This is a genomic window from Pseudomonas sp. PDM21, from assembly GCF_014852505.2.
In the GTDB taxonomy this organism is placed as follows: domain Bacteria; phylum Pseudomonadota; class Gammaproteobacteria; order Pseudomonadales; family Pseudomonadaceae; genus Pseudomonas.
The window spans coordinates 4,920,557-4,941,564 of the sequence record NZ_CM181223.1 but is presented as its reverse complement, the minus strand read 5'-3'; the positions used below and the strand labels follow the sequence as shown (position 1 = coordinate 4,941,564).

The 21,008-nt window shown below is 65.3% G+C and carries 25 protein-coding genes; 13 read left to right on the top strand and 12 right to left on the bottom strand.

Going from position 1 to position 21,008, the window contains the following annotated elements:
- Positions 1 to 73: 73 nt before the first annotated feature.
- The 4 genes from IB275_RS22670 to minC all read right to left on the bottom strand — a co-directional run bounded on the left by IB275_RS22670 (position 74) and on the right by minC (position 2,862).
- On the bottom strand, positions 74 to 709 hold the full coding sequence (locus IB275_RS22670) for an RluA family pseudouridine synthase (RefSeq protein WP_017522036.1): 636 nt from the start codon (positions 707 to 709) through the stop codon (positions 74 to 76).
- Between the two features lie 77 nt (positions 710 to 786).
- The gene (gene minE / locus IB275_RS22665) at positions 787 to 1,041 is read right to left on the bottom strand and encodes a cell division topological specificity factor MinE (RefSeq protein ID WP_045210300.1); all 255 of its coding nucleotides are present in this window, start codon (positions 1,039 to 1,041) and stop codon (positions 787 to 789) included.
- Positions 1,038 to 1,853 (bottom strand): septum site-determining protein MinD, encoded by an 816-nt coding sequence (gene minD, locus IB275_RS22660; protein ID WP_017522034.1) that lies wholly within the window; start codon positions 1,851 to 1,853, stop codon positions 1,038 to 1,040. The genes minE and minD overlap by 4 nt, the downstream gene beginning before the upstream one ends.
- A gap of 61 nt (positions 1,854 to 1,914) precedes the next feature.
- A complete protein-coding gene (gene minC / locus IB275_RS22655) occupies positions 1,915 to 2,862 on the bottom strand; it encodes a septum site-determining protein MinC (protein WP_192291309.1) in 948 nt (315 codons plus the stop codon).
- Positions 2,863 to 3,006: 144 nt separating this feature from the next.
- Between minC and IB275_RS22650 the strand changes: the two genes are divergently transcribed.
- Positions 3,007 to 3,939: a lipid A biosynthesis lauroyl acyltransferase gene (locus IB275_RS22650; RefSeq protein WP_192291307.1), complete on the top strand. Its 933-nt coding sequence runs from the start codon at positions 3,007 to 3,009 to the stop codon at positions 3,937 to 3,939.
- Positions 3,940 to 3,985: 46 nt separating this feature from the next.
- Positions 3,986 to 5,182 carry a patatin-like phospholipase family protein gene (locus tag IB275_RS22645; protein WP_192291306.1) on the top strand — a complete coding sequence of 399 codons (1,197 nt, stop codon included), beginning with the start codon at positions 3,986 to 3,988 and terminating at the stop codon, positions 5,180 to 5,182.
- A gap of 76 nt (positions 5,183 to 5,258) precedes the next feature.
- Here IB275_RS22645 and IB275_RS22640 read toward each other — a convergent pair whose 3' ends face one another.
- From IB275_RS22640 to IB275_RS22620, 5 genes are all read right to left on the bottom strand, one after another.
- Positions 5,259 to 6,119 carry a pirin family protein gene (locus tag IB275_RS22640; protein ID WP_192291305.1) on the bottom strand — a complete coding sequence of 287 codons (861 nt, stop codon included), beginning with the start codon at positions 6,117 to 6,119 and terminating at the stop codon, positions 5,259 to 5,261.
- Between the two features lie 140 nt (positions 6,120 to 6,259).
- A complete protein-coding gene (locus IB275_RS22635; protein WP_192209764.1) occupies positions 6,260 to 7,072 on the bottom strand; it encodes an MlaA family lipoprotein in 813 nt (270 codons plus the stop codon).
- A 4-nt stretch (positions 7,073 to 7,076) separates the two neighbouring features.
- Entirely contained in the window at positions 7,077 to 8,426 is a 1,350-nt protein-coding gene (locus tag IB275_RS22630; RefSeq protein ID WP_081520236.1) for an alpha/beta fold hydrolase family protein, read from the bottom strand.
- Positions 8,427 to 8,511: 85 nt separating this feature from the next.
- The gene (locus tag IB275_RS22625) at positions 8,512 to 8,997 is read right to left on the bottom strand and encodes a GNAT family N-acetyltransferase (protein WP_138215232.1); all 486 of its coding nucleotides are present in this window, start codon (positions 8,995 to 8,997) and stop codon (positions 8,512 to 8,514) included.
- A 69-nt stretch (positions 8,998 to 9,066) separates the two neighbouring features.
- Positions 9,067 to 9,633: a hypothetical protein gene (locus IB275_RS22620; protein WP_192291303.1), complete on the bottom strand. Its 567-nt coding sequence runs from the start codon at positions 9,631 to 9,633 to the stop codon at positions 9,067 to 9,069.
- A gap of 110 nt (positions 9,634 to 9,743) precedes the next feature.
- On the opposite strand from IB275_RS22620, the gene IB275_RS22615 reads away from it, so the two are divergent.
- Positions 9,744 to 10,109, top strand: coding sequence for a hypothetical protein (locus IB275_RS22615; protein WP_192291301.1), 366 nt, complete (start codon positions 9,744 to 9,746; stop codon positions 10,107 to 10,109).
- Between the two features lies 1 nt (position 10,110).
- Here the strand turns inward: IB275_RS22615 and IB275_RS22610 are convergent, their stop codons facing one another.
- Positions 10,111 to 11,670: a glycoside hydrolase family 17 protein gene (locus IB275_RS22610; protein WP_192291299.1), complete on the bottom strand. Its 1,560-nt coding sequence runs from the start codon at positions 11,668 to 11,670 to the stop codon at positions 10,111 to 10,113.
- A 74-nt stretch (positions 11,671 to 11,744) separates the two neighbouring features.
- Positions 11,745 to 11,966, bottom strand: coding sequence for a DUF2061 domain-containing protein (locus tag IB275_RS22605; protein WP_192291297.1), 222 nt, complete (start codon positions 11,964 to 11,966; stop codon positions 11,745 to 11,747).
- A 283-nt stretch (positions 11,967 to 12,249) separates the two neighbouring features.
- Between IB275_RS22605 and IB275_RS22600 the strand changes: the two genes are divergently transcribed.
- The 10 genes from IB275_RS22600 (at position 12,250) to IB275_RS22555 (ending at position 20,561) form a co-directional block, all read left to right on the top strand.
- A complete protein-coding gene (locus tag IB275_RS22600) occupies positions 12,250 to 13,104 on the top strand; it encodes a glycine betaine ABC transporter substrate-binding protein (RefSeq protein WP_192291295.1) in 855 nt (284 codons plus the stop codon).
- 212 nt (positions 13,105 to 13,316) lie between these two features.
- On the top strand, positions 13,317 to 13,628 hold the full coding sequence (locus IB275_RS22595; RefSeq protein WP_081520244.1) for a DUF485 domain-containing protein: 312 nt from the start codon (positions 13,317 to 13,319) through the stop codon (positions 13,626 to 13,628).
- Positions 13,625 to 15,280, top strand: coding sequence for a cation acetate symporter (locus tag IB275_RS22590; protein ID WP_081520245.1), 1,656 nt, complete (start codon positions 13,625 to 13,627; stop codon positions 15,278 to 15,280). The genes IB275_RS22595 and IB275_RS22590 overlap by 4 nt, the downstream gene beginning before the upstream one ends.
- Before the next feature lie 75 nt (positions 15,281 to 15,355).
- Positions 15,356 to 17,146 carry a DUF294 nucleotidyltransferase-like domain-containing protein gene (locus IB275_RS22585; RefSeq protein ID WP_192291293.1) on the top strand — a complete coding sequence of 597 codons (1,791 nt, stop codon included), beginning with the start codon at positions 15,356 to 15,358 and terminating at the stop codon, positions 17,144 to 17,146.
- Positions 17,143 to 17,769, top strand: a complete 627-nt coding sequence (locus IB275_RS22580) for a 3'-5' exonuclease (RefSeq protein ID WP_192291291.1) — start codon at positions 17,143 to 17,145, stop codon at positions 17,767 to 17,769. Before IB275_RS22585 ends, IB275_RS22580 begins: the two co-directional genes overlap by 4 nt.
- Positions 17,770 to 17,889: 120 nt before the next feature.
- Complete coding sequence (locus IB275_RS22575) at positions 17,890 to 18,048, top strand: DUF3309 family protein (protein WP_081520248.1); 159 nt, start codon at positions 17,890 to 17,892, stop codon at positions 18,046 to 18,048.
- A 204-nt stretch (positions 18,049 to 18,252) separates the two neighbouring features.
- Positions 18,253 to 18,552, top strand: coding sequence for a hypothetical protein (locus IB275_RS22570; RefSeq protein ID WP_081520249.1), 300 nt, complete (start codon positions 18,253 to 18,255; stop codon positions 18,550 to 18,552).
- Positions 18,553 to 18,720: 168 nt separating this feature from the next.
- Positions 18,721 to 19,533: an SDR family oxidoreductase gene (locus tag IB275_RS22565; RefSeq protein WP_045210280.1), complete on the top strand. Its 813-nt coding sequence runs from the start codon at positions 18,721 to 18,723 to the stop codon at positions 19,531 to 19,533.
- Between the two features lie 241 nt (positions 19,534 to 19,774).
- Positions 19,775 to 20,200: a hypothetical protein gene (locus IB275_RS22560; RefSeq protein WP_024766159.1), complete on the top strand. Its 426-nt coding sequence runs from the start codon at positions 19,775 to 19,777 to the stop codon at positions 20,198 to 20,200.
- Between the two features lie 31 nt (positions 20,201 to 20,231).
- Positions 20,232 to 20,561 (top strand): YnfA family protein, encoded by a 330-nt coding sequence (locus IB275_RS22555; protein ID WP_192291289.1) that lies wholly within the window; start codon positions 20,232 to 20,234, stop codon positions 20,559 to 20,561.
- Between the two features lie 216 nt (positions 20,562 to 20,777).
- Here the strand turns inward: IB275_RS22555 and IB275_RS22550 are convergent, their stop codons facing one another.
- Positions 20,778 to 21,008: a YheU family protein gene (locus IB275_RS22550; protein ID WP_081520251.1), complete on the bottom strand. Its 231-nt coding sequence runs from the start codon at positions 21,006 to 21,008 to the stop codon at positions 20,778 to 20,780.

Sequence of the window (21,008 nt, the reverse complement as noted above, 5' to 3'; positions counted from 1 at the left end):
GCACGAATCTGCGGCCTGGGGGCGGGGTGTCGGGCGTACAACCGTTTACGGTTGCACGCCGATCAGAGAGCGGTCAGAACGGCGCGGGCGACTCGAAGCGCAGGCGCTCGCCGGTCTGCGGATGGGTCAGCGCCAGCATGCTGGCGTGCAGGCACAGGCGGTCGCGCAGTTCCAGGGCTTCGCCTTCGGCATACAGGCGATCACCCAGCAGCGGGTGGCCGATGCTCAGCATGTGCACGCGCAGTTGATGCGAGCGGCCAGTGATCGGCGTGAGCTCGACGCGGCTCCAGTTGCCGTGGCGCTCCATGACGCGCCAGAAGGTCAGCGCATGGCGGCCCTGCTCGAAGTCCACCACGTGGCGCGGCTTGGTCGGCGGGTCGTAGCGCAGCGGCGCTTCGATGCGACCGCTGTCCAGCTCGGGTTCGCCCCAGCACAGTGCGGTATAGGCCTTCTCGGTCTCGCGGTCGTGGAACTGGCGGGACAGCTCGCGGTGGCTGTCGGCATCGCGGGCCAGCACGATCAGGCCGGAGGTTTCCCAGTCCAGGCGGTGGACGATGCGCGCTTCGGGGTAGCCGTTCTCCTGCAGGCGGGTGATCAGGCAGTCCTTGTTGTCGTCCGCGCGGCCGGGCACGGAGAGCAGCAGGGTGGGCTTGTTCACCACCAGGAGGGCGGCGTCCTCATGGACGAATTCGATCTGGGAAAGCGGCATGGAAGCTCGTACGCGAAAGTAAGTGGGACAGAAACGACTGCGGCGGCCGAAGCCGCCGCAGATTCACCCGGGCCGGATCAACGCTCCGGCAGGGTGATGTTGAGTTCCAGGATCGAACAGCTGCCCTGGTTGGCCAGCTCGACCTGGACTTGTTCCTGGTCGATGGGCACGTATTTGCGGATCACTTCCAGCAGGTCTTTCTGCAGCTGCGGGAGGTAGTCCGGTTGCGAACGGTTGCCGCGCTCATGGGCGACGATGATCTGGAGTCTTTCTTTCGCGATCGAGGCGCTGTTTTGCGCTTTCCGGCTGCGGAAGAAATCTAAAAGGCTCATTCACGTCCTCCGAACAGTCGTTGCAGGAATCCTTTCTTCTGCACGTCGAGGAAACGGTGGGGCATTTCTTTGCCCAGCAGTCGCTCGACGGCGTCGCTGTACGCCTGGCCGGCATCGCTTTCTTCGTCGAGGATGACCGGTACGCCCTGGTTGGATGCCTTGAGCACCGCCTGGGATTCCGGGATCACGCCGAGCAGACGGATGGCCAGGATTTCCTCGACGTCCTCGACGCCGAGCATTTCGCCCTTGGTGACACGCTCGGGGTTGTAGCGGGTCAGCAGCAGGTGTTCCTTGATCGCGTCCTCGCCTTTCTCGGCGCGGGCGGATTTGCTGGCCAGCAGGCCGAGCATGCGGTCGGAGTCGCGGACCGAGGACACTTCCGGGTTGGTCACGACAATCGCCTCATCGGCGTAGTACATGGCCAGGTGGGCACCTTTCTCGATGCCGGCCGGGGAGTCGCAGATCACGTAGTCGAAGGACTGCTTGAGTTCTTCGATGACCTTGCCGACGCCTTCCTGGGTGAGCGCGTCCTTGTCGCGGGTCTGGCTGGCGGCCAGCACGAACAGGTTCTCGAGGCGCTTGTCCTTGATCAGGGCCTGGGTGAGGGTCGCTTCGCCGTTGATGACGTTGACGAAGTCGTAAACCACGCGGCGTTCGCAGCCCATGATCAGGTCGAGGTTACGCAGGCCTACGTCGAAGTCGACGATGACGGTCTTGTGGCCGCGCAGGGCCAGGCCGGTGCCGATGGCTGCGCTGGTGGTGGTTTTACCGACGCCACCCTTACCGGAAGTGACTACGAGGATCTTGGCCAAGGTGATTCACCCCAAAGAAAAAACGAAGAATTCTGGTCCCTGAAAGTCGCGGCAGTATCCGTTAAAGGCGGGTGATGTTCAACACGTCACCCGACAGGCTGACGTGCACCGCCTGCCCCCATTGCGGACTGCGTCGAAGGTCTTCGGCGACCTTGTAATTACCAGCGATGGACACGAGTTCCGCGGCCAGTTGCTGGCAGAAAATCCGCGCGCTGGTGTCGCCCTTGACACCGGCCAGGGCACGACCGCGCATCGGACCGTACACATGGATATTTCCGTCGGCGAGAAGTTCCGCACCGGGGCTGACGGGAGCCAGAACGATCAGGTCGCCGCCGGCGGCATAGATCTGCACGCCGCCGCGTACCGGGGTGGTCACCAGCTTGGTCGGGCGGACGACCGGCGCCGGCGGCTCGGCAGGCTTTTCCGGGGCCGCTTGCGCAGCGGCTTCCTGCGCTTCGGCTGTTGCCTCTGCAGCGTCGTCGACCGTCTTCTCGGGTTTGGTCTCGGCGGGTTGCTCAGCCGGCTTCTCCACGCTTTTGTCGGCCTGCACGCCAGCGCCGGCGGCCTGCTCGACCACCTTCTCGGAGAGCTTCTCGCCACGCGGGCGACGGACTGGCGCGGCGCCGGTCACCTGCGGGACGGCGTCCTTGGGTTCGACCGCTCGCTCGCGGGATGAGCCCGACGGCGGCAGCACGGGAATGTCGAACATGGTGGCCAGGCGGATATCTTCCTCGCGGCTGGCGCGCACTGCCAGGGTGCGCAGGCCGTGGCGGCGGCAGATGTCCAGCACGCCTTGCAGGTCGAGCTGGCCTTCGCCGTCGGGCAACTTGTCCAGCGCCAGCACCAGCGGGGTGTCGCGGAAGAAGTTGGGCGCCTGGGCGACCTTGTCGGCGAGCTGGCGGTCCAGACGAGGCAGGTCATTGTGGGCCAGTTCCAGAACGGTGACGGCCAGCATGCTGCCCTTGAGCTGGAATACGGGATCGTGGTCGAGAAGGTCAGCTTGGCTCATGGTCGGACTGCGTCATCAAAATGGTTGGACTTATAGCGGACCGCCCCGGCAGCCGCAAGCGTGGCCGATTGCTAGGCCACGCGGGAGGCGCGGGACGTATCGGCAAGGTAGAATGTCGGGCTTTGATCGTCACCGGAAAGTTCCATGGACCGCCCCACCTTTCGCCGTGAGTTCCTTCATCCCCGCCACTGGCCGCTCTGGCTCGGTCTCGGCGTGCTCTGGCTGGTGGTGCAGCTGCCGTACCCGGCGCTGCTGTCTCTGGGTCGTGCGCTGGGCGCGCTGATGTACCGCGTGGTCGGCAGCCGCCGGGCGATTGCCGCGCGCAACCTGGAGCTGTGCTTCCCGGATCTCTCCGCCGCCGAGCGCAAGCGCCTGCTCAAGGCAAACTTCGCTTCCACCGGCATCGCCTTCTTCGAGATGGCCATGAGCTGGTGGTGGCCGAAGGCGCGGTTGGCCAGGCTCGCCCATATCGAAGGCATCGAGCACCTGAAGAAGGCCGAGGCCGAAGGCAAGGGCGTGATCCTGATGGCCATGCACTTCACCACCCTGGAGATCGGCGCGGCATTGCTCGGCCAGGTGCAGACCATCGACGGCATGTACCGCGAGCACGACAACCCGGTGTTCGACTTCGTCCAGCGCACCGGCCGCGAGCGGCATAACGCCGACGCCACCGCCATCGAGCGCGAAGATGTGCGCGCCATGCTCAAGGTGCTGCGCGCCGGCCGCGCCATCTGGTACGCGCCGGACCAGGACTACGGCGCCAAGCAGAGCCTGTTCGTGCCGCTTTTCGGCATCCAGGCGGCCACCGTTACCGCCACCACCAAGTTCGCCCGCCTGGGCCGCGCGCTGGTGCTGCCGTTTACCCAGTCGCGCCTGGCCGATGGTTCCGGCTACCGCCTGACCATCCACCCGCCGCTGGAAGACTTCCCCGGCGAGAGCGAAGAGGCCGACTGCATCCGCATCAACCAGTGGGTAGAGAGCGAGATTCGTCGCCAGCCCGAGCAGTACCTCTGGGCGCACCGCCGCTTCAAGAGCCGCCCCGAGGGCGAGCCCAAGCTCTACGACAAGAAGAAGTAACGCTCCGGCGGGCTACGCTGGAAACGACGCGACAAGGACTTCTGCCGTGACCGACTCCGCCACTCCTCCCGCCACTCCCGCAAGATCATCGGCCGTCACCGGCCTGATCCTCTCCGGCGGCGGCGCGCGGGCGGCCTACCAGGTCGGCGTGCTGGCTGCCATCGCCGAACTGTTGCCGGAGGGGGCGGAGAATCCCTTTCCGGTGATCGTCGGCACCTCCGCCGGCGCCATCAATGCCGTCGGCTTGGCCTGCGGGGCATTGTCCTTCACCGGTGCGGTGGAGCGGCTGACCAAGGTCTGGAAGGGCTTCCGCACCGGGCAGGTGTACCGCGCCGACTGGCCCGGCGTGTTCAGCCAGGCTTTCAAGTTCCTTGGCCACAGCCTGCTGGGGCTGGGCAAGCGCGAGCCGGTGGCGCTGCTGGACAGCACGCCGCTGCGCTATCTGCTCGAACGTGAGCTGGACCTGTCCGGCATCGCCGCCGCTGTGCGTCGGCGCAATCTGCGTGCGGTGGCGGTGACTGCCTTCGGCTACGAGTCCGGCCAGGCGGTGACTTTCTACCAGGGCCGCGCCACCATCGATCCCTGGCTGCGCCACCGCCGCATCGGCGTGCCGACGCGGTTGCAGATCGAGCACCTGCTGGCCAGTTCGGCGATACCGCTGCTGTTCCGCCCGGTGAAGATTCTCCGCGAGTTCTTCGGCGACGGTGCGGTGCGCCAGCAGGCGCCGATCAGCCCGGCGCTGCACCTGGGTGCCAATCGTGTGCTGGTGATCGGTGTCAGTGGCAACCCCACGGTCGGCAGCGCCAACGAGCTGGTGGCCAACTACCGCACGGGCCAGCCGCCGAGCCTGGCGCAGGTGGGCATCCACCTGTTGAACAGTACCTTCATCGACAGCCTCGAAGGCGATATCGAGCTGCTGCACCGGATCAACTTCCTCAGTTCACTGGTGCCCGAGGAAGCTCGCCGTGCAACGCTGGGGCTGGCACCGGTGGATGTGCTGCTGATTTCACCGAGTCGGCCGCTGGACGAGATCGCCGCGCAGTACCGCCACGAACTGCCCAGGCCGCTGCGCCTGTTTCTGCGTGGGCCGGGCGCGACCAAGGCGAGCGGGGCGGGTGTGCTCAGCTACCTGCTGTTCGAGCCAGGGTACTGCAACGCTCTGATCGAACTGGGGTACCGCGACGCCATGGAAAAGCGCGCGGAAATCGCGCGCTTTCTGGGAATGGAAGACTGGTCGCTGTAAACCGCAGAGGTCTGTAACAGCGGACCTTGTCCGCTGATCGCGGGCATGGCCCGCTCCTGCAGGGGCCGGCGAGGCTTCAGACGGCGAAGACACCATCGCGGTAATCGCGCAGGGCCTGCTCGATCTCCTCGCGGCTGTTCATCACGAACGGGCCGTACTGCACGATCGGTTCATTGAGCGGTTTGCCGGCCAGCAGCAGGACGCGTGCGCCCTCGTCGCTGGACAGCTGGATCTCGTCGCCCTGACCGAGGCGCACCAGGCGGTTGGTGGCGACGGCCTCGTCACCGCGCTCGCCCGGTACCTTGAGCGATCCTTCGTAGACGTAGAGCATCACCCGATGACCCGCCGGAACGCGCGGTGCCACGGAGGTGCCTGCCGGCAGCACCAGGTCGTAGTAGTGCGGCTCGGTGCCCGGTCGTTGCACGGCACCCTCGGTGACGGTCTGGCCGTCGTCGAAGCGCCCGGCGATCACGGTCACACCAACGCCTTGCGCGGTGGTCACGCGGGGCACGTCCTCGGGTTCGATGTCGCGGTAGCCGGCCGGGGAAAGCTTGTCCTTCGCCGGCAGGTTCAGCCACAGCTGGAAGCCGCGCATGGCGCCTTCCACCTGCTCGGGCATCTCGCTGTGGATGATGCCGTGGGCCGCCGTCATCCACTGCACGCCGCCGGGCTTGAGCAGGCCGGTGTTGCCCAGGTGGTCTTCGTGACGCATGCGCCCTTCGAGCATGTAGGTGACGGTCTCGAAGCCACGGTGCGGGTGGGCCGGGAAGCCGGCGATGTAGTCGTCGGGATTCTGCGTGTCGAACTGGTCGAGCATCAGGAACGGATCGAAGCGTTCGATGCCGGGGCCGCCGACCACCCGGGTCAGGCGCACGCCGGCGCCGTCGGAGGCCGGGTGGCCGATGTGCTGGTCGATCACGGTACGTAAGCGGGTCATGGGGACCTCCTTGATCTGTGAATGGAGATCATCCTAGTCCCAGTTGATGGATAAATGGTTGCGAGTTTTTCAGTCTAACTATCGATGAATTCGATGCTTATTCGGAAAGAAAACCGCCGCCCGAAGGCGGCGGTTCCGGCTTACTCCTGGATCTGCAGGCGCCGGGCTTCGGTGTAGAAGTAGCGCAGCTTTTCGTACTCGAACGGCGTATTCATCTGCCCGTAGCGGAAGCTGTTGCTGTAGCGTTTGTTGACGATCTCCAGCACCGGCAGCTCCCAGTACTCGCGACTGAGGTCGGAGTAGTCCAGGTAATTCACTTCGCGGGCGGCGATGAAGTCGGTGACCAGGCCGCCGGTGTCGCGCAGGTTGGACGGGCCGAGGATCGGCAGCATCAGGTACGGGCCGTCCGGTACGCCCCAGTAGCCCAGGGTCTGGCCGAAGTCTTCGCTGACCTTGGGCAGGCCCATGGCCGTGGCCGGGTCCCACAGGCCGCCGATGCCCAGGATGGTGTTGAACAGCAGTCGCGCGGTGCTGTTCGCCGCGCGCTCGGGCTTGAGTTGGGCGACGCTGTTGAGCAGGGTCGGCACCTCGCCCAGGTTGCTGAAGAAGTTGCTCACGCCGGTGCGTACGAAGCGCGGGGTGACGTACTCGTAGCCGTTCACCACGGGCAGGAACACCCACTCGTCGAAGCGGTAGTTGAAGTGGTAGACCCGGCGGTTCCACGACTCCCAGGGGTCGTAGACGTTGAGGGCGTCGAAGGTGGCGCGCTCGAACTCGCGCTGGTCGAGGCCGGGGTTGAACTTCAGCGCGTCCAGCGGGTGCTTGAAGCCGTCCTCGTCCGGCACCATGTCGAAGGCGGTGGACGTCGGGGTCTTTATGGGTTGCGGCGTCTCGGCCTGGGCGAGGCCGCAGGCCAGCAGCAGGGCGAGAGTCCAGGAATGGCGAAGTGGCATGGAGTCAGTTCCCTGTCTGCGCGGTGGCGATGCCGGTGGCCGTGGCATCCTGTCCCTTGAAGAAGTCGAGCATGTCCTGGGCGTTCACGCGGTAGTTGAGGTTGCCGCAATGGCCGCCGCGCGGATAGAGCGTCAGGCGGTCGCCGAAGGTGCGACGCAGGAAGCCGATGTCGCCCGGACCGAGGATGACGTCGTCGGCGTTGTGCATGACGGCGATCTTCGGGCTCTCCTTCAGGTAATCCTGGACGCCGTACAGGCTGACCTGGTCAACCAGCTGCGGCAGGCTGCCGCCGTCGTACTTGGCGCGCCACAGCGGCATCAGCTGGTCGGTCATGTAGCACTCGAAGTCGCACTGCATGGCGCGCTTGAAGAAGGGCGTCAGGCTGGTGCCTTCGGTGATCGGGTACTTGGGCGGGGTGATCAGGCCGCGGCGGTTGATCAAGTCCGAGGTGAAGGCGATGTCGGCGGAGGAGAAGCGGAACACCGCGCCGATCAGCATGGCCATCTCTTCGTTGGAGAGGTGCTGCTTGGACTGTTGCAGGTCGAAGAGGAAGGCGTCGTTGAGGTCGACATAGCCTTTCTGCTCGAAGTAGCGCGTCAGCTTGGCCAGCACCACCTGGTAGAAGGTGTTGGTGTCGTTGATGCCCTTGACGTGGGTCTGCACCAGCTTGTCGAGGTTGCTCACCGAGGTATAGAGGTTCACCGGCGGGTTGAGCAGCAGCACGCGCTTGAAGTTGAAGCTGCGGCGGGTTTCGTCGAGCTTGCTGACGAAGGCCGCGTGCAGCGCGCCGAGGCTGTAGCCGGTCAGGTAGTAGTCGCTGACGGGCAGGTCCGGATGCTGCGCGCGCACGGCCTGCATGACCCGGTACAGGTCATCGGCGTCGTCGGGCGTGTAGCCGGGCGTGGCGACGCGGGAGGCGCCGACCATGAAGTCCCAGCTGGTCGGCGAGGACAGTTGCACCACGTGGTAGCCGGCGTTGTAGAACAGGCGCTTGAGGTACTCCGGCGTAGTGCTGGAGTAGTGGGCGCCGGTGCCGGCGATGATGAACACCAGTGGTGCTTCGTGGTTCTGCCAGGCCAGGCGGTAGTGCAGTTTCTTCACCGGCCAGAAGTTGCTCGGCAGCTCATGCTCGCGCTCCGGGCGCAGCTTGAGCGCGTAGTCCGACTGGCGGATGTCGTCATCCGTCGGCAACTGCGGGCGCAGTTCCGGCGGGGTGGTGGCGATGGTCGCCTCGAACGGGTTGAGCAACGGATAGCCGTAGCTGGCCTGATCCACATCGCGGGCGAAAGCGGGCCCGGCGAGCCCCAGTGCGAGGCCGCCGATCAGGGCGGCCACGCGGCGAAGAAATGTCATGGTTCGGAGTCCTTTCAAGAGGAGGCCAACTCTAGGGTGACCGGGCATTAAGACCAGCACATTTCCTACAAGTGCGATATGCGTTTCAGCCCTTGCGCGCCAGGTCACGCAAGGCGTCGCCGGTTAGACGATAGACGGTCCATTCGTCCTGTGGGCGCGCGCCCAGGCTGCGGTAGAAACCGATGGCGGGTTCGTTCCAGTCCAGTACCGACCATTCCAGGCGTCCGCAATCGCGCTCCACCGCCAGCCGCGCCAACTCGGTCAGCAGTGCCTTGCCCAGGCCGGCGCCACGGGCAGCGGGGCGCACGTAGAGGTCTTCGAGGTAGATGCCCGGCTGGCTCAGCCAGGTGGAGTAGTTGTGGAAGAACAGCGCGAAGCCCTGGGGCTCGCCGTCCACTTCACCGATCAGCACCTCGGCATAGGGGCGCGGGCCGAACAGGTGATCGTGCATGCGCTGGGCGTCGGCCTTCACTTCGTGGACCAGCTTTTCGTAGTCGGCCAGTTCGCGGATCAGCTCGAGGATCAGCGGAATGTCGTCGGGGGCGGCAGGACGCAGGGTGACGCGAGGCATGAAAGTATCCTTGTGCTGCGAATGCTCCGGAGCATGCCCAAAGCCCCGCACCGCTGGCAACAGGACGCTTCAGAAACGCTCCAGGCTTTCCAGCCAGATCAGCTCGCAGGCGCCAGCGCCGGTGTCCTCGCGGGTCAGCGAGCTGACCCAGCGCCAGCCGTCGTCGCCTTCCACGCGCACCAGCTTGCCGGACAGGCGCACATGCTCCCCGGCGCTGACCTGGGCCAGGGCGCGCGCCACGTCGTCATTGGCCGGGATCATGTGCATGTTGGCGGCGTGAGTTTCCAGCTCGCGGCGGGGAATCGGCAGCTTGTCGGCGTGCCAGTAGAACCAGCGGTTGCCCTGGCTGATGCGGATATCGGCGAGTACCTGCGGATCATCCATCGGTCCCCAGCCCAGCGCGAGGTCGGTGGGCGAGAGTTCGGCCTCGCGGCCCAGTCGGTAATCCTCGCGGCCTAGCACGCGGGCCTCGATGCTGAAGTCCTGTAGCGGATAGATGGAATAGCGCTCGACGCGGAAGCCGCCAGCAGACAGGACCTGGCTGTGCTGCTGCGGTGCGTGGGGGCGTTCGGTCGGCCACAGCCACCAGAAGCTGGAGGCCGCGCAGACCAGTAGGAACAGGGTCGATCGCTTCATCGAAGGCTCCGTGGGTGAAGGAAGTTTAAGCAGGCTTTGGACCCTCTTGCATCGGCCCCGGCGCTGGTTATGCTGGGCGCCGATTTCCTGCCTCCCGGAGTAGTGGCGCCATGTCCCGACGTTTGCCCCTGATCCTCCTGCTGCTTGCCCTGGCGCTCTGGCTGGCCGCCAGCTATGGCTTGCGTTTCGGGCTGATGGAGGACAGTCGCTGGGTGGGCATCTGCGCCGAGGAAGCCATGCGCTGGGAGTGCAGCGCGCGCTCGCAACTGGGCTGGGCGATTCATTTCGGCGTGTTCGGCAAGTTGGCGCTGGGGCTTTCGCTGCTGGCCTTCTTCGTGCCACGCCAGGCGGGCTGGTGGCTGGCGGTACTGGCCATGCTGGTCACGCTGCCGGCGCTGGTGCTCTACAACGCCGGGCTCGCCGTCTTCGCCGTGGTGCTGGCCGGGCTGCGCCTGGTGCGCGCACCGGCCCGCTGACTCAGGCCTTTCGTTCGGCCGGGCGTATCCCGCGCCACAGCGCGCCCAGCAGGAGCAGGCTTACCGCCGCCCAGCCCATTGCCTGAAGATTGCTCAGGCCTTCCAGTGCCAGCTGTGCGGGAATCCCGACGGCGATGATCAGTGCCAGCAGCAGCGCTTCGCGGCGCGGGGCGGAAACCGGGCGGCACAGGTAGACCAGCGCCGGGAACAGCAGGGCCGCGCTGGGAAAGCTGCGATAGCGCGCATCGAAGACCATCCCGAGCATCAGCACCGCGCCGGCGAAACCGGCGGTCGCCAGCCACAGTCCGGCGCGGCGCTGCAGGGCGTCGAACGCCTGCGAGCGCCAACCCGCGCGGGCCGACAGCGCCAGGCTGACGTGCAGCAGTACCAGCAGGTTGAGGCCGGCCAGCGCCGCCGCCCAGAGCCATTCGCCCCAGAAGCGGCTGGTGATCAACGACAGCTCCAGCCAGAGGCCGATGCAGCCGGCACCCAGCGCGCCGGCCAGCGGCAGCAGGAAAGCACTGCCGGCAGAGGCTGGGCGGCCGCCCACCAGCAGGGCGCCGAGCAGGATCACTCCGGAAAGCCCCAGCCACTGCGGCCAGCCCGGCAGATTGCTGACCGGCCCGGCGAGCACGCCTTTTTCCTCTCGGTCGGCGCTGAACAGACCCCAGTAGCCGCCCACCGCGCCTTCGCTCTGGCGCTTCCAGGGTTGGTCGAAGGCTTCGATCAGGTTGTAGTGCCAGCCTTTCTCCTCGGCCATATGCACGAAGCCACGGATGAACCGCGCCTCGTTGACCCGGCTGGGCAGGGCGGTCTCGCGCTGGCGGCCTTCGCTGGGCCAGCCGGTCTCGCCGATGAGGATGTCTTTGGGGGCGAACTCGCGGCCGAAGTCCTCGCGGATCTTCGCCACATGGGCGAGGGCATCGTCGATGCCGCTGGGGTTGTCTTCCCAGTAGGGCAGCAGGTGGATGGTGACGAAGTCCACCGCCGGGGCGATTTCCGGGTGCTGGTGCCAGAACTCCCAGACATCGGCGTAGGTCACCGGCTGGCGCACCTGGGCCTTCACCTTGTGGATAAGTCCGGCCAGGTAGCGCCCGGTGACCTCCTTGCGCAGCAGGGTCTCGTTGCCGACGATCACCGCCTGCACCACGTCCGGGTACAGGTTGGCGGCCTTGATCAGCGTCTCGACTTCACGTTCGGTATCCACCGGGTTGGCGTTGACCCAGGCGCCGAGCATCAGCTTCAGGCCGTGCTTGCGGGCCAGCGCCGGGATGCCTTCCAGGCCGGTCATGGAATAGGTGCGCACGCAGTCGAAGCGCGTCGCCAGCAGGGCCAGGTCGGCATCCATCTGCTCGGGGCGCAGCACGAAAGGCTGGTCGAAGGGCGACTGGTCCTTGGCGAACGGGCTGTAGGACGCGCACTGCAGCTTGTGCGTGGGCGTGGCCGCATCGGGCAGGACCACCGGTTTGCCCAGGCCGTACCAGAGCCCGCAGAGGGCGATCAGGGCAAGCAGCAGGGCGAGGCAATAGGGGAGGAGCGGAAAGCGCGAGGACTGTGGCATGGGAGCACGCGAACCGTGGCGAGGCGCGCATCTTAGCAATGCCGTCGGCCGCCGTCAGTGCCCGCGCGGGGCACTCAGGCGTGGCGGTGAATCCAGTGGGGCGTCGGCGCCGAATCGCCTGCGGCGCTGCCCTCGATGCGCTTCCAGAACTTCTCGTGGAAGTGGAAGCCCACCGCGTTGCACAGCGGCTCGACCACCGCGACCAGCCCGCCCACGGCGATGCTGCCGGTCAGCGCGTAGGCGACGCTGAAGGCGATCATGAAGTGCATCAGAGTGAAGGTGACGGTCTTGAGCATGGTGGCGCTCCTCCAGTCGAGAATGATTCTCCGTTGCTGAAAGACTACTGCGGGGGAACCCCGCCGGGTAATCGAGCCTCTGTATGGAGGCGATAGGCCGGCAGCGGGGTCGTGGTTGGAATGGCGCGGTCGTGGATGGACGGGTTCTGTCGCGGATCGGACCGTTTGGCGTCGCTCTCAGAGCAGTTCGCCATCAGGGTGCGCCGATCATGAAGGGGCGGCCAAGACCGCGAAATGCGCCGGGTTCGCCCAGGCGCGCCGATAAAATCACGGGGAGAAAACCATGCGAATGATGCGACGCCTGTTGGGCCTGGGCGCTGGGCTGGTGCTGTCGGCGGCTGCCGGGCTGGCCGGTGCGGCGGCCAAGCCGGAAATCACCATCGGTTACGTGGACGGCTGGTCGGACAGCGTGGCGACCACGCACGTCGCCGCCGAGATCATGCGCGAGAAGCTCGGCTACCAGGTCAAGCTGATGCCGGTCGCCGCCGGGATCATGTGGCAGGGCGTGGCGCGCGGCAAGCTCGACGCCATGCTCTCGGCCTGGCTGCCGGTCACCCACGGCGCCTACTACGAGAAGATGAAGGACAAGGTGGTCAACCTGGGCGTGAACTACCCGGGTGCGAAGATCGGCCTGATCGTGCCGGAGTACGTGAAAGCCAACAGTATCGAAGACCTCAATGCGCAGAAGGATGACTTCGGCGGCCGCATCGTCGGCATCGACGCCGGCGCCGGGGTGATGCTCAAGACCGACCAGGCGATCAAGGACTACGGCCTGGACTACAAGCTGGTGGCCAGTTCCGGCAGCGGCATGATCTCCGAGCTGACCCGCGCGGAGAACGACAAGAAGGCCGTTGCGGTGACCGGCTGGATTCCGCACTGGATGTTCGCGAAGTGGAAACTGAAGTTCCTCGAAGACCCGAAAAAGGTCTATGGCGACGAGGAGCACGTGGATAGCGTGGCGAACCCGGCGCTGGAGAAGAAGGCACCGGAAGTCTGGGCCTTCCTGAAGAAATTCCAGTGGAAGGACGGCCAGGAAATCGGCGAAGTCATGCTCGCCGTGCAGAACGGCGAGAAGCCGGAAGTCGCCGCCAAGAAATGGGTGGAGGCGCACCCCGATCGCGTGAAGGAATGGCTGTAAGCAGCTAGATCGAACTGACACGCGCCACAGAATAATCCCCCGCGAACCTCCGGGTTCGCGGGGGATTTTTTTATTTCACAGCGTCTATTCCGGGCTTGTCCGCGAAGTCTGGCTAAACGCTACGACTAAAGTCGTCTGGAGCCCTTGCAGCGCTCAAATAAATTAGGGATCGACGACATCCGCGTCATCCCCGCTGTGAGGACAAGAACAAAATGAACGACAGCATCTACCAGCGGATTGATACCAATCCGCGCTTCAAAGAGCTGGTGGCCAAGCGCGAGCGCTTCGCCTGGCTGCTCTCCCTGATCATGTTGAGCCTGTACGTGCTCTTCATCCTGCTCATCGCCTTCCAGCCGCAGCTGCTCGGCGCGAAGATCAGTGCCGATTCGTCCGTCACCTGGGGCATCCCCATGGGCGTCGGGCTGATCCTCTCGGCCTTCGTGCTCACCGGCATCTACGTGCGCCGCGCGAACGGCGAATTCGACCGCATGAATCAGGAAATCCTCAAGGAGGCCCAGCAATGAAAGGCCGAATTTCTGCGGCCCTCGCTCTGGCCGCGTTCGCACCTGCACTCTGGGCTGACGCCCTCACCGGCGAGGTACAGCGCCAGCCGCTGAACGTCTCCGCCATCGTCATGTTCGTCGCCTTCGTTGGCCTGACCCTGTGCATCACCTACTGGGCCTCCAAGCGCAGCAAATCCGCCGCCGACTTCTACACCGCCGGCGGCAGCATCACCGGCTTCCAGAACGGTTTGGCAATCGCCGGCGACTACATGTCCGCCGCGTCCTTCCTCGGCATTTCCGCGCTGGTGTTCACCTCCGGCTACGACGGCCTGATCTACTCCATCGGCTTCCTCGTCGGCTGGCCGATCATCCTCTTCCTGATCGCCGAGCGCCTGCGCAACCTGGGCAAATACACCTTCGCCGACGTGGCGTCCTACCGCCTCAAGCAGAAGGACATCCGCACCCTGTCCGCCTGCGGTTCGCTGGTGGTCGTGGCCTTCTACCTGATCGCGCAGATGGTCGGCGCCGGCAAACTGATCGAACTGCTGTTCGGCCTGAACTACCACGTCGCGGTGGTGCTGGTCGGCATCCTGATGGTGCTCTATGTGCTGTTCGGCGGCATGCTCGCCACCACCTGGGTACAGATCATCAAGGCCGTGCTGCTGCTCTCGGGCGCCACCTTCATGGCGATCATGGTGCTCAAGCACGTCAACTTCGACATCAGCACCCTGTTCTCCGAAGCCATCAAGGTCCATCCCAAAGGCGAGTCCATCATGAGCCCCGGCGGCCTGGTGAAGGACCCGATCTCCGCGTTCTCCCTGGGCTTCGCGCTGATGTTCGGCACCGCTGGCCTGCCGCACATCCTGATGCGCTTCTTCACCGTCAGTGATGCCAAGGAAGCCCGCAAGTCGGTGTTCTTCGCCACTGGCTTCATCGGCTACTTCTACATCCTGACCTTCATCATCGGCTTCGGCGCGATCCTGCTGGTCAGCACCAACCCGGACTTCAAGGACGCCACCGGCGCCCTGCTGGGTGGCAACAACATGGCGGCCGTGCACCTGGCCGATGCCGTCGGCGGCAGCCTGTTCCTGGGCTTCATCTCCGCCGTGGCCTTCGCCACCATCCTCGCGGTGGTTGCCGGCCTGACCCTGGCCGGCGCCTCGGCCGTGTCCCATGACCTGTACGCCAGCGTGCTGAAGGGCGGCAAGGCCAACGAGAAGGATGAACTGCGCGTCTCGAAGATCACTACCGTGTGCCTGGGTGTCGTCGCGATCGTGCTCGGCATCCTGTTCGAGAAGCAGAACATTGCCTTCATGGTCGGCCTGGCCTTCTCCATCGCCGCCAGCTGCAACTTCCCGGTACTGCTGCTCTCCATGTACTGGAAGAAGCTGACCACCCGCGGCGCGAAGATCGGCGGCTGGATGGGCCTGATCACCGCGGTGGTACTGATGATCCTCGGCCCGACCATCTGGGTGCAGATCCTCGGCCACGAGAAACCCATCTACCCGTTCGAGTACCCGGCGCTGTTCTCCATGGCCGTGGCCTTCATCGGTATCTGGTTCTTCTCCATCACCGACAAGTCGACCGCTGCCGACGAAGAGCGCGCGCGCTTCTTCCCGCAGTTCATCCGTTCGCAGACCGGCCTGGGTGCCAGTGGCGCAGCCGCCCACTGATAGCCTGAGCTAACCTGCCGGGGCCGGGGGTGGAAACACCTCCGGCCCCGCTTTTTTGACAGGGATGGATGACGGATGTCCGACGATTTCAACTTCGCCTCGCCACCCTTCGACCAGCTTCGCCCGCTGGAGCGCGAGCAACTGCGCGACGCGCTGAGCGTGGGCTACTACACGGTCGACGAAGTGCTGCTCGAAGCCGGTGCGCCGGTGCCTTGCCTGTTCGTGCTGATGAAGGGCGTGATCGAGGAACGCGGCGAAGACGGCAAGCTGTTCGCCCAGTATGGCGCCGAGGACCTGTTCGACGTGCGCGGGCTGTTCTCCGGCAGCAGCAAGCACCGCTACCAGGCGGTGGAAGAGAGCATCGTCTACGAACTGCCGGCGGCGGTGTTCCACCAGTTGTGCACGGACAACCCGCAGTTCGCCCGCTTCTTCCGTGCGGACCTGGCCAGCAAGCGCCAGCTGGAGCGCCGTGATGGGCAGAACCTGGCCGAATTCATCCTCACCCGCATCGCCCCAGAACACCTGTTGCCCGCCATCGAAGTCGAGCCCGGCCTGCCGCTGGGCGATGCAGCGCGCCTGCAACTCAGCCGTGGCGCGGACGCGCTGCTGGTGCGCGAGGATGGCGCGCTGGGCATCGTCACCCGCACCGACCTGATGACCGCGCACTTTCGCGACGGCTTCAGCGAGGCACAACCCATCGGCCCGCTGGCGCACCGTCCGCTGAGCCATGTCGAGCTGGGCGATTTCCTCTTCGACGCGATGATCCTCATGACTCGCCAGCGCATCGAACGCGTGGCGGTGTGCGAGGAGGGCAGGGTGGTCGGTTTGCTGCACCTGACCCAGGTGCTCAGCCTGTTCTCCACCCATTCCCACGTGCTGGCGCTGCGCATCGCCCGCGCTGAAAGCGAGGCCGAGCTGCGCGCCGCCGCCGAGACCCTGCACACCCTGATTGCGACCCTGGCAGGCAATGGCATCCGCCTGCGCTTCATCATCCAACTGGTCAGCGCGCTCAACGAACAGCTGCTTGAGCGCCTGTTCGAACTGCAGGTGCCGCCGGTGCTGCGCGGCCGTTGCTGCCTGCTGGTGATGGGCAGCGAAGGACGCGCGGAACAGCTGCTCAAAACCGACCAGGACAACGCGCTGATTCTCGATGACGGCCTGCCGGTGGAGCAGGGCCTGCTGCTGATGCAGCGCTTCTCCGCCGCGTTGCTGGCGTTCGGTTATCCACCGTGCCCCGGTGGTGTGATGGCCAGTCGGCCGGAGTGGTGCAAGCCGCTGTCGGAGTGGCAGCGCGAGTTGCGCGAGCTGCCGTTGCAAGGTCGCCCCGAACAACTGATGCGCCTGTCGATTCTCGCCGATGCCTGGCCGGTGGCAGGCAACCGGAGGCTGTTCGACAGCCTGCGCGACTGCCTGTACGAGCTGGCCGGCGACAGCAGCCGCTGGATAAGCGACCTGGCCCTCCCCGCGCTGCAATTCGATACGCCGCTGACTTTCCTCGGCCAGCTCAAGACCCAGGATGCTCACCTGGACGTCAAGCGTGGCGGCATCTTCCCCATCGTCCACGGCGCACGCGTGCTGGCCGTGCGCGAAGGGCTGGACGAGCGAGGCACCCTCGGCCGCCTCGCCGCGCTGAAGGCGCTCGGCGTGCTGGATGAGTCGCTGGTCGACAACCTGAGCGAAGCCTTCGAGCTGTTCCTCCAGTTGCGCCTGCGCCAGCAACTGGACGGTCAGTGCGACGGCCGCGAACAGGGGCTCGATGTTTCCCGTCTCAGCCGCCACGAGCGCGACCTGCTGCGCTTCGGGCTGCACACGGTGAAGAAGTTCAAGCAGAGCCTGACCCGCCAATTCCACCTGGAGACCCGATGAACGCCTGCGTCGTTGCCCCCGATCCGCACTGGTCCGCCTGGCGCCGCCGTCTCTACTGGTGGCGGCACGACCCGGCGGAAGCGGAAGAGCTGGTGTCGCTGGACCTGGAGACCACCAGCCTCGACCCGCGCAAGGCCGACATTCTCAGCATCGGCGCGGTGGTGATCCGGCGCGGCAAGCTGATTCTCGGCGAGCGCCTGGAGTTGCTGGTGGAGCCGCCGCCGTCGCTGGACGGCGAATCGATCCGCATCCACAAGCTGCGCCGCACCGACCTTGAAGGGCAGTTGCCGCTGGTGGAGGCGCTGCGCCAGGTGCAGGCGTTCATCGGCGAGCGGCCGCTGCTGGGCTACTACCTGTCGTTCGACGTCGCGGTGCTGCGCCGGCACTTGCAGGAACAGTTCGGCGCGCGGCTGGACAACCCCCGCGTGGAGGTCTCGGAGATCTACCACCGCAAGATGAGCCGGCGCTTTCCCGACCTGCACCTGGACCTGCGCTTCGATACCCTGGCGCGCAATCTGGATATCCCCATCGAAGGCCGCCACACCGCCATCGGCGATGCGCGCACCGCCGCGCTGATGTTCCTGCGCCTGCGCAAGGGCTCGCTGCCCCGCGACCTGAACTGACTCTGGCGCGGGCAGATTCTTTGAATCTTCCGCGCACCCTCCCGGTCGGACATTACAAGCGCTGGCCAATCGCAACACCGCGAGCCATCGCCCCTCGTCGACTGAAAGAGGAGAGACGATATGGGACTCGGGACCATCCTGTTGATCATCCTGATCTTGATGCTGATCGGCGGTCTGCCGGTCTTCCCCCACTCGCGCAACTGGGGCTACGGCCCGTCCGGTGTGATCGGCGTGGTGCTGATCGTGCTGCTGGTGTTGTTGTTGCTCGGGCGGATCTGAGCCAGTTGCAACCCCTCACCCTGACCCTCTCCGCAAGGGAGAGGGCTGGGGCGAGGGGGGAAACCCTGGCGCCGAGGCAAGGAGAAAACCTGATTCCCTCGGCTTTCGTCACAGCGCCGATACGCCACAGGGTGATTCGTCGCACAGCCCTCGTGGGGCACCTGTACTAACATACTGGGCCTTTGCCATCAGGGAGACGTAGGGATGCTGGGCGTTGTACTGGTTGTGCTCGGCGTGGTGTGGTTGCTCGTTCAGTGCGGGCTGGGCCTGCCGCCGCTGGCCGAAGCCATGACCCTGGACCCGGTGGTCAATCCGGATCGCTATTGGCAGTTCGCCTTCCTCGGCCCGGCCCTTCCCGTGGCGCTGGGTGTCTTCATGCTGCGCTACCGCATCAGCGGCTTCGCCCAGTTCAAGCGCGAGCGCATCAACTGCGCCGCCCATCTTCTGGTCTCCGCTGGCATCGCCCTGGTGCTGGGCAAGCTCTGCGTGCTTCTCCAGGCCTGATCGCGCAACCCGCGAAGCGCTAGTGCGCCGGCGGTTTGCCAGGGGCATTCAGCGCCCTGATTTCGCCGCTGATAGCGGAAAGCCTTGGTTACACTTCGGTCCACAGTCGTCGACAAAGCGTTGTCGATGACCCGTCCCGAACAAGACAAGAAAAGGCAGACCTCCCCTATGCAAAATCGCATCATGATTACCGGCGCCGGTTCCGGCCTCGGACGCGAAATCGCCCTGCGCTGGGCCCGCGAGGGCTGGAAGCTGGCGCTGGCCGATGTCAACGAAGCAGGCCTGCAGGAAACCCTCAAGCTGGTGCGCGAGGCCGGCGGTGACGGCTTCACCCAGCGCTGCGACGTGCGCGACTACAGCCAGCTGACCCAGCTGGCGCAGTCCTGCGAAGAGAAATTCGGCGGCATCGACATCATCGTCAACAACGCCGGCGTCGCTTCCGGCGGATTCTTCAGCGAACTGTCGCTGGAAGACTGGGACTGGCAGATCTCGATCAACTTGATGGGCGTGGTCAAGGGCTGCAAGGCCTTCCTGCCGTTGCTGGAGAAGAGCAAGGGGCGCATCGTCAACATCGCCTCCATGGCCGCCCTGATGCAGGGCCCGGCGATGAGCAACTACAACGTGGCCAAGGCCGGCGTGGTGGCACTCTCGGAAAGCCTGCTGGCCGATCTCAGCCTGGTGGACGTGAAGGTCCACGTGGTCTGCCCGTCGTTCTTCCAGACCAACCTGCTGGATTCCTTCCGCGGTCCGAGCCCGGAGATGAAGACGCAGGTCGGCAAGCTGCTGGAAAGCTCGCCTATCAGCGCCGCCGACATCGCCGACTACATCCACCAGGAAGTGGCCCGCGACGTCTTCATGATCCTGCCCCACGAGCAGGGCCGGATGGCCTGGCAGATCAAGCAGCAGAACCCCCAGGCGATCTACGACGAGATGGCGAAAATGGCGGAGAAGATGCAGGCCAAGCGTCGCAGCCTGTCCTGATTTTCATTCCCGAATTGCCCCCTTTCGGTGCAACGAAAGAGAGGGCTTGCCCAGGCCGGTGCAAAGGGTTAGTTTTAGTCACCGGCCTGCCTGGCTGATGTACGTTGGACCCCGGTGAAAGCCCCGCTCATTTCGCGGGGCTTTTGCTTTTTCGGGCTACTGCGCAGCTGCGGGGATTCGCGCTTTGCGCGATGCCAGGCCTGTGTTAGAAGGCTTGCGTGTCATTGAAGGAAGAACCCGCTTGCACTGTGAATCCATCGTCTATGGCTGCATCCGCGACTGGCCCGGCGACTCGATGGAGCGCCGCCTGCGCCGTGCCGCCAACCGCAAGGTGCTCGACAGCCTGCCCATGGGCGAGGCCTGGCCGTTCCTGGGCCGCGAGATGTTCAGCCGCTGCGAGACCGAAGGCGCGGGCCTGTACCAGTCCCAGGTGATCCATTTCGGCGCCAGCTACCAGACCATCGAGTACGAGTGGAAACTCTGGGTCGAACAGTTCGAAGCCCTGCTGCGTCGCCTCTACTGGGCCAGCGCGGTGGTGCACCTGGAAACCGAAGTCAACGGCAGCCACACCTTCCGCTGGGAGTCCGAGAACGGCTTCCACAGCCCCCGCGAAGGCGAGCTGAAAGTGCGCTGCGCCTGGGAACGCGAGGGCGGCCTGCGCGGCTGACCGACGCACTTCCCGTCACGGAAAGAACCCCATGATCAACTACCTCTGGTTCGTCCTCGCCGCGTTCTGCGAGATTGCCGGCTGCTACGCCTTCTACCTGTGGCTGCGTCTGGACAAGAGCGCCCTGTGGATAATTCCCGGCCTGCTCAGCCTGACGGTCTTCGCCCTGCTGCTCACCCGCGTCGAGGCGAACTACGCCGGACGGGCCTATGCCGCGTACGGCGGCATCTACGTCGCTGCGTCGCTGTTCTGGCTGGCCTTCGTCGAGAAGAGCCGTCCGCTGTGGAGCGATTGGATAGGTGTGGCGCTGTGCGTGATCGGCGCCAGCGTGGTGCTTCTAGGGCCGCGTCTGGCCCCTTGAGCTAAACGATTCGCCCTCCAGCATTCGGCGGATAACGCCGTTGGCGTTATGCGCCCTACGCAGACCCAACCGGGCGCTCCGGTCCCACCGCTGAGCTTCATCGTAGGATGGGTGGAGCTTGCGATACCCATGCTGTGGGTGCGCGCAATCGATGGGTATCGCTGCGCTCCACGCCATCCTACGTGGTGTTCATTGAGGTGCTCCTGGGCCGGTGCTTCAGTCCTCCAGCCACTCCTTCGGCACTTCGCTTTTCAGCATCAGCTGGCACTGCTGGCTTTCCGGATCGAAGACGATCACCGCCTCGCCGCGTTTGAGCGCATGCCGCGCACGCTCGACGCGTACGTCCAGCGGCGTGTCATCGCCGTTATCGGTGCCTTCGCGGGTGACGAAGTCTTCCAGCAGGTTGTTCAGGGTGTCGGCTTCGATCAGCTCGAAGGGAATCAGCAT